Source organism: Demequina silvatica (assembly GCF_000971215.1).
In the GTDB taxonomy this organism is placed as follows: Bacteria; Actinomycetota; Actinomycetes; order Actinomycetales; family Demequinaceae; genus Demequina; species Demequina silvatica.
The window spans coordinates 304,476-310,841 of sequence record NZ_BBMA01000005.1 but is presented as its reverse complement, the minus strand read 5'-3'; the positions used below and the strand labels follow the sequence as shown (position 1 = coordinate 310,841).

Sequence of the window (6,366 nt, the reverse complement as noted above, 5' to 3'; positions counted from 1 at the left end):
GGGGTGGTGGGCCCGGGTCTGGGGTGCCCGGCGCATCGTCCTGCGTCGCCGGCGCCCGCCGGCGTGGCTCGGCGCGGTGATACGCGAGTGCGGATCCGGGTGCGTTCTTCTGCAGGAATCGATCACCGGGGCCCGGGAGCGGCCCGATCGCTGCTGCGCGCGCGACGCGAAATCCCTGGTCATGGGATCATGGGCGGGTCGCACGCGAAGGCGCGGGGTGCCGATTTGGAATCTGCGCCGACCATGCTGTAAAGTCTTATCTCGCGCCAGCCGCCCGGTCAGGGTGGCGACAGCAGCTAGGGCCCCGTTGTGTAGCGGCCTAGCACGCCGCCCTCTCAAGGCGGTAGCGCGGGTTCGAATCCCGTCGGGGCTACCAGCGAAACCCCTCGCCCAGCAGGGCGGGGGGTTTCTTGGTTTCTCGTCGCGGACGTCACAGCCGCGGCGCGGGGGCCTCGGCCAGGTCGTCGATGGTCTCGACCGTCACCAGCCGCGAGAGCCACAGTTCGCGCAGGTCCCGCCGCGGGACCCCGCACGCCGGGTCCTCGGCGGGCCTGCGCGGGCGGCGGCGCGCGACCTGGTCGTAGGCGGCGTCGCGAAGCGGGCGCGGGACCACCCGCATCGCCGCGGCCGCGCGCCACGGCCAGGGGAGGCCGCGCGCGATCCTTGCCAGCGCATCGGTCCGCAGCAGTGCCTCCCGCCCGTCCCACACGACGATGGTGGACGCCGCGATCTCGGGCCCCAGCCCGGCGGCGTCGAGCGCCGCGCGACCGGCCTCGCCCGCGCTGCCCGCGATGAGGAAGCGCCGCTGCGGGTCGTGCGTGATGAGCCACGCCACGAACCCGTTGCACAGCCCGCAGTCGCCGTCGAAGATCACCAGGGCGCGCATGGCCCCACGATAGGCGGAGACCCGCTGCGGCGACTTTGACAGGTGTCGGAGATGGGCGTTTTCCTGCTAAATCACTGTTATTGCGTCGTCATGTGATGCTCGTCACAGTCCGGCGTGGCCGGTTTGCGCCTGCCCCGGGCGCTCCGCGTAGATTTCCTTTCGCGACGCGCCGGCTGAGGGCGTGCTCGCGGTCGGGAGCGGCACGGACCGCCCCGACGTCCCCCCCTGCGCAACGATTGCACCCCCTGCTGAGGGAGCAGTGCGCCGTCCCCCCTGAAAGGCGCCACCATGGCCACCGCAAATGACTCCGTCCAGGCTGCCGTCGCGATCGACGGCGCCGTCGCAGCCGCGCTCGTCGACTACGACTCCGGCATGACCCTCGCAACCGCGGGCTCCGGCATCGACCTCGAGCTCGCCGCCGCGGGCAACACCGAGGTGGTGCGCGCGAAGCTGCGCGTCATGGGCTCGTTGGGCCTGGACGACACGATCGAGGACATCCTCATCACGCTCGGCAAGCAGTTCCACCTGGTGCGCCTGGTGAGCTCGCAGTCGGGCCAGGGGCTGTTCCTCTACCTGGTGCTCGACAAGTCGCGTGCGAACCTCGCGATGGCGCGCCGCCAGCTCCAGACCATCGAGCAGGCGCTCGAGATCTAGGACCCGTGCGTCGACCGGGGCGGTTGACCCCGCCCCGGTCGAGGCATGGCCCGCCATGGACGCCATCCTCAAGATCGTCGTCGCTGGACCTTTCGGCGCCGGCAAGACCACCTTCATCCGTTCGGCGAGCGACGCCGAGGCGCTGCACAGCGAGCATGCGGTCTCGGACGCCACGCGTGCGCTCAAGGACACGACCACCACCGCGATGGACCACGGGTCCGCCGAGGTGGACGGCGTGCGTCTCACGCTCTTCGGCACGCCCGGCCAGGAGCGCTTCAACTTCATGTGGCCGGTCCTCGCACAGGGCATGCATGCGTACGTGCTCGTGCTCGACGCGAGCAGGCTCCAGGCGCGTGCCCAGCTGCGCAGCATCGTGCGTGCGTTCGCCGGCTTTGCGCCCGACGTGCCGTTCGTCCTCGCGGCGAACCGCTGGGACGAGGCCGCGCTGCCCGCGTCCGAGCTCGCCGCGTTCGTCGGCGTGCCCGCGGACGCGATTGTCAGGTGCGACCCTCGCGACCCCGACGAGTGCCGCAGCCTGCTCGCACGCGTGGCCTCCCTCGCGGGGGTGGCGTCGTGATCATCCCCAAGCACGGGCTCATGGCCTCCGCGCAGATCCGTCGCGCGGTCCCGGACGTCACCCGCGTGCTGCTGGCGCGATCCGACGGCATCGCGGTCTACGACGACGCGACCCTCGCCGAGCGCGACACGGGGGCCGCGGTGACCGCGACGCTGCTGGGCCTCGCGCAGTCCGTCGCCGCCGCGTTCCGGCTCGGGGCGCTCGACACGGTCGTGGTGAGGACCGCCAGCGGCGTGCTGGTGGTCCAGCCCATCGATGCCGCGCACGTGCTCGCCGCGGTCGCGCGTGCGGACGTCGACCTCGCCCTCCTGAGGTCCGCGGCCGAGTCCGCGGTTCGGCCCCTGCTGGGCGGGTGGCGCGTCGAGGCCGGCGTATGAGCCTGCGCGAGGCGGCAGCCGAGGTCGCGGCCGTGCTGCACCGGGTGCCCGAGGTGAGCCGCGTGATCGTCGCGAGCCGCGACGGGCTGCCCCTCTTCGACGAGGTGCAGCTCGAGGCGCGCGACCACGCGGCAGCGGCGACCGCGACGGCTCTCGGGGTGGCCGCGGTGGCGAGCGACACGCTCGCGCTGGGCGCGTCGCAGGGGTCGATCCTCGTCGGTGACGAGTCCGTCGCGATCGTCCGCCCGCTCGACTGCGGCTACTCGCTCACGGTGGTGGCGGACGCGGTCGTCGACGTCGGCGATCTGCATCGTCGGGTGCGACGCCTGGCGCGCGACCTCGACGACGCGCAGGCGGCGTTCGGCGCGGACTGACCCCGCGCATCGTCCCAGGCAGGGGCCTAGACGAGCGCGGCCGCCCGCTCGCGCAGCTGCTCTCCCCACTCGCGCGCGAGGTCCAGCTGTCCGCGCGCGAGGAGCGCCGCGGGCTCGGACGAGGACGTGTGCATGTGCACCGTGAACCCGCGCGGAGCGTCGAGAAGGGTGAAGCCGCACGCCTCGAGGGTCTGCGCGATGGCCTTCGACGAGCCGTGCCCCAGGGGCCCGCGCACCCGCGTGTCGAACGCCGCGCCGAGCCGCGGGCCGCGGGGCAGCGCGGTCAGCCATTCGCGCATGGACAGGTGGCCGAGGTCGGCGGGCATGTGCTCGGCGCCCTGCGGCTTGGCGCGTGCGGACTCGCGCGTCGCGGCGGTCGGCAGGCTCATGGCGTGGACCGGCGCCCCCGCGACCACGACGCGCGCGGCGGCGACCACGTCGGGCGTCGCCTCGGACGTGGTGAGCGCGCGGGTATCCTCGCCGAGCCCCACGGCGATGGCGGCGGCCACGGCGGCGGTGTTGCCGTACAGCGACTCGAAGACCACGATGTCCATGGCTTCAGGGTCCGCCCGCGGCGCGCGCGGCGCCAGGGACGTAGGTCACCGCGGGGGGACGATGCGCGGGCCGGGTTCTGCGCGTCAGGCGATGACGGTGCGCTGCAGCACCTCGGTGAGCTGGCGCGCGGCGTCGGTGACGGCTGGGGCGTGGACCGCGCCGGGCGTCGAGGTGAGCCGCTCGACGGGGCCCGAGATGGAGACCGCGGCGATGACGGTGCCGGCCGCGCCCCACACGGGCGCGGACACGGAGGCGACGCCGGCCTCGCGCTCGCTCGCGCTCTCCGCGAAGCCCTGCTGGCGGACGCGGTCGAGCTCGGCGGCGGTGTAGCGGGCCTCCGCGAGCCCGCGGTGCATGCGCTCGGGCTCGGCCCAGGCGAGCAGCACCTTGGCGGCGGATCCGGCCTTCATGGTCATGGTGGTGCCCACCGGGATCGAGTCGCGCAGGCCGATCGGGCGGTCGGCGGCCGCGATGCAGATGCGCTCGTCGCCGTGGGGGCGGTACAGCTGCGAGGACTCGCCGGTGCGGTCGCGCAAGACGGTGAGGACGGGCTGCGCGGCGGAGACCAGGCGGTCCTCGTTCACGGACGCGGCGAGCTGCGCGAAGCGACGTCCCAGGGTGAACGCTCCGGAAGCGTCGCGGCCCACCAGGTGGTGGTGCTCGAGGGCCAGCGCGAGGCGGTGCACGGTCGGGCGCGCGAGGTGCGTGCTCGCGACCAGCTCGGCCAGGGTGGCAGGGCCCTGCTCCAAGGCGCCGAGGATTGCCGCCGCCTTGTCAATGACACCAACACCGCTATGATTGTCCACGGAGCGATACTAACGTCTCAAATCATGAGATGTCGACCTGCGAAGGAGATCGCGATGGGAACCACCCTCGCCGAGAAGCTGTGGACCAGCCACCTGGTCCGGAAGGGTGAGGACGGTGCGCCCGACCTCATCTACATCGACCTGCACATGTGCCACGAGGTGACCTCGCCTCAGGCCTTCGAGGGCCTCCGCCTCGCGGGTCGCCAGGTCCGCCGCCCGGACCTCACCATCGCGACCGAGGACCACAACACCCCGACGCTCGACATCGACCTGCCGATCGCGGACGAGACCTCGCGCATCCAGATCAACACGCTGCGCAGCAACGCCGAGGAGTTCGGCGTGCGCATCCACTCGCTCGGCGACGCGGACCAGGGCGTGGTCCACGTGGTGGGCCCCCAGCTGGGCCTCACGATGCCGGGCATGACGGTGGTCTGCGGCGACTCGCACACCTCGACGCACGGCGCCTTCGGCTCGCTGGCCTTCGGCATCGGCACCTCCGAGGTCGAGCACGTGCTCGCGACCCAGACGCTGCCGCTCAAGCCGTTCAAGACCATGGCGATCAACGTGAACGGCGAGCTGCCCGAGGGCTCCACCGCCAAGGACATCATCCTCGCGATCATCGCGAAGATCGGCACCGGCGGCGGCCAGGGCTACGTGCTCGAGTACCGCGGCGACGCGATCCGTGCGCTCTCCATGGAGGCGCGCATGACCGTGTGCAACATGTCGATCGAGGCGGGCGCCCGCGCCGGCATCATCGCGCCCGACCAGACCACGTTCGACTACGTGCAGGGCCGCCCGCACGCCCCCGAGGGCGAGGACTGGGACGCCGCCGTCGAGTACTGGAAGACCCTCGTCACCGACGAGGACGCCGTGTTCGACACGCAGGTCGACCTCGACGCGAGCGACCTCGAGCCTTTCGTCACCTGGGGCACCAACCCCGGCCAGGGCCTGCCGCTGTCCGCGACCGTCCCCAACCCCGACGACATCGCCGACGAGGTCGACCGCGAGGCCGCCGCGAACGCGCTCGAGTACATGGGCCTCACCCCGGGCACGCCGCTGCGCGACATCGCCATCGACACGGTCTTCCTCGGCTCGTGCACCAACGGCCGCATCGAGGACCTCCGCGCCGCCGCCGAGATCATCCAGGGCCGCACCAAGGCCGAGGGCGTCCGCTTCCTGGTGGTCCCCGGCTCCGCGCGTGTCCGCCTCCAGGCCGAGGCCGAGGGCCTCGACAAGGTCTTCATCGACTTCGGCGCCGAGTGGCGCAACGCGGGATGCTCGATGTGCCTGGGCATGAACCCCGATCAGCTGCGTCCGCAGGAGCGTTCGGCGTCCACGTCGAACCGCAACTTCGAGGGCCGTCAGGGCAAGGGTGGCCGTACCCACCTGGTGTCGCCCCTGGTCGCCGCCGCCACCGCGGTGCGCGGCACGCTGTCCAGCCCCGCCGACCTGGCCGACGCCCCCGCGGCGCTGGTCTAAGGAGCCACCACCATGGAGAAGTTCACCACGCACACCGGTGTGGGCGTCCCGCTGCGGCGCTCGAACGTCGACACCGACCAGATCATCCCCGCCGTCTACCTCAAGCGCGTCACCAAGACCGGCTTCGACGACGCGCTGTTCGCCGCCTGGCGCGGCGACTCGGAGTTCATCCTCAACCAGGAGGCCTACAAGAACGGCTCCGTCCTGGTGGCGGGCCCCGACTTCGGTACCGGCTCGTCCCGCGAGCACGCCGTGTGGGCGCTCAAGGACTACGGCTTCAAGGTGGTCATCGCCTCGCGCTTCGCGGACATCTTCCGCGGCAACTCCGGCAAGCAGGGCCTCCTCGCAGCCGTGGTCTCGCAGGAGAACGTCGAGCTGCTGTGGAAGCTGCTCGACGCGGAGCCCGGCAAGGAGATCACCGTCTCCCTCGAGGACCGCACCGTCACGTGCGGCGAGCTCACCGTGCCGTTCGAGATCGACGACTACGTGCGCTGGCGCCTCATGGAGGGCCTCGACGACATCGGCCTGACCCTCCAGCACGAGGAGGACATCACCGCGTTCGAGGCCACCCGCGCCGCGTGGCGTCCCAAGACGCTGCCGTCGAAGCACCTGCCGTCGGTCCACATCGAGGCCGCGCGTCCCGTCGAGGCGTAACCCC

The 6,366-nt window shown here is 72.2% G+C and carries 9 protein-coding genes and 1 tRNA gene; 7 read left to right on the top strand and 3 right to left on the bottom strand.

The window, feature by feature from the left end:
* The first annotated feature begins 300 nt into the window (after positions 1-300).
* Positions 301-376, top strand: a tRNA-Glu gene (locus tag AOM05_RS09055).
* Positions 377-430: 54 nt separating this feature from the next.
* Here the strand turns inward: AOM05_RS09055 and AOM05_RS09050 are convergent.
* The gene (locus tag AOM05_RS09050; RefSeq protein ID WP_062521417.1) at positions 431-886 is read right to left on the bottom strand and encodes a thiol-disulfide oxidoreductase DCC family protein; all 456 of its coding nucleotides are present in this window, start codon (positions 884-886) and stop codon (positions 431-433) included.
* A 288-nt stretch (positions 887-1,174) separates the two neighbouring features.
* On the opposite strand from AOM05_RS09050, the gene AOM05_RS09045 reads away from it, so the two are divergent.
* Genes AOM05_RS09045 through AOM05_RS09030 form a run of 4 tightly spaced genes read left to right on the top strand, consistent with a single transcriptional unit; the run spans position 1,175 to position 2,868 of the window.
* A complete protein-coding gene (locus AOM05_RS09045) occupies positions 1,175-1,540 on the top strand; it encodes a hypothetical protein (protein ID WP_062521415.1) in 366 nt (121 codons plus the stop codon).
* 55 nt (positions 1,541-1,595) lie between these two features.
* Positions 1,596-2,117, top strand: a complete 522-nt coding sequence (locus tag AOM05_RS09040) for a GTP-binding protein (protein ID WP_062521414.1) — start codon at positions 1,596-1,598, stop codon at positions 2,115-2,117.
* Positions 2,114-2,494, top strand: a complete 381-nt coding sequence (locus tag AOM05_RS09035) for a roadblock/LC7 domain-containing protein (protein WP_062521413.1) — start codon at positions 2,114-2,116, stop codon at positions 2,492-2,494. The genes AOM05_RS09040 and AOM05_RS09035 overlap by 4 nt, the downstream gene beginning before the upstream one ends.
* Positions 2,491-2,868, top strand: coding sequence for a roadblock/LC7 domain-containing protein (locus AOM05_RS09030; protein WP_062521411.1), 378 nt, complete (start codon positions 2,491-2,493; stop codon positions 2,866-2,868). The genes AOM05_RS09035 and AOM05_RS09030 overlap by 4 nt, the downstream gene beginning before the upstream one ends.
* A gap of 26 nt (positions 2,869-2,894) precedes the next feature.
* Here AOM05_RS09030 and AOM05_RS09025 read toward each other — a convergent pair whose 3' ends face one another.
* Positions 2,895-3,422, bottom strand: coding sequence for a hypothetical protein (locus AOM05_RS09025; RefSeq protein WP_062521410.1), 528 nt, complete (start codon positions 3,420-3,422; stop codon positions 2,895-2,897).
* Positions 3,423-3,506: 84 nt separating this feature from the next.
* Entirely contained in the window at positions 3,507-4,229 is a 723-nt protein-coding gene (locus AOM05_RS09020; RefSeq protein ID WP_062288742.1) for an IclR family transcriptional regulator, read from the bottom strand.
* 54 nt (positions 4,230-4,283) lie between these two features.
* Between AOM05_RS09020 and leuC the strand changes: the two genes are divergently transcribed.
* Entirely contained in the window at positions 4,284-5,708 is a 1,425-nt protein-coding gene (leuC, locus tag AOM05_RS09015) for a 3-isopropylmalate dehydratase large subunit (RefSeq protein WP_062521409.1), read from the top strand.
* Positions 5,709-5,720: 12 nt separating this feature from the next.
* On the top strand, positions 5,721-6,362 hold the full coding sequence (gene leuD / locus AOM05_RS09010) for a 3-isopropylmalate dehydratase small subunit (protein ID WP_062521408.1): 642 nt from the start codon (positions 5,721-5,723) through the stop codon (positions 6,360-6,362).
* Positions 6,363-6,366 lie beyond the last annotated feature (4 nt).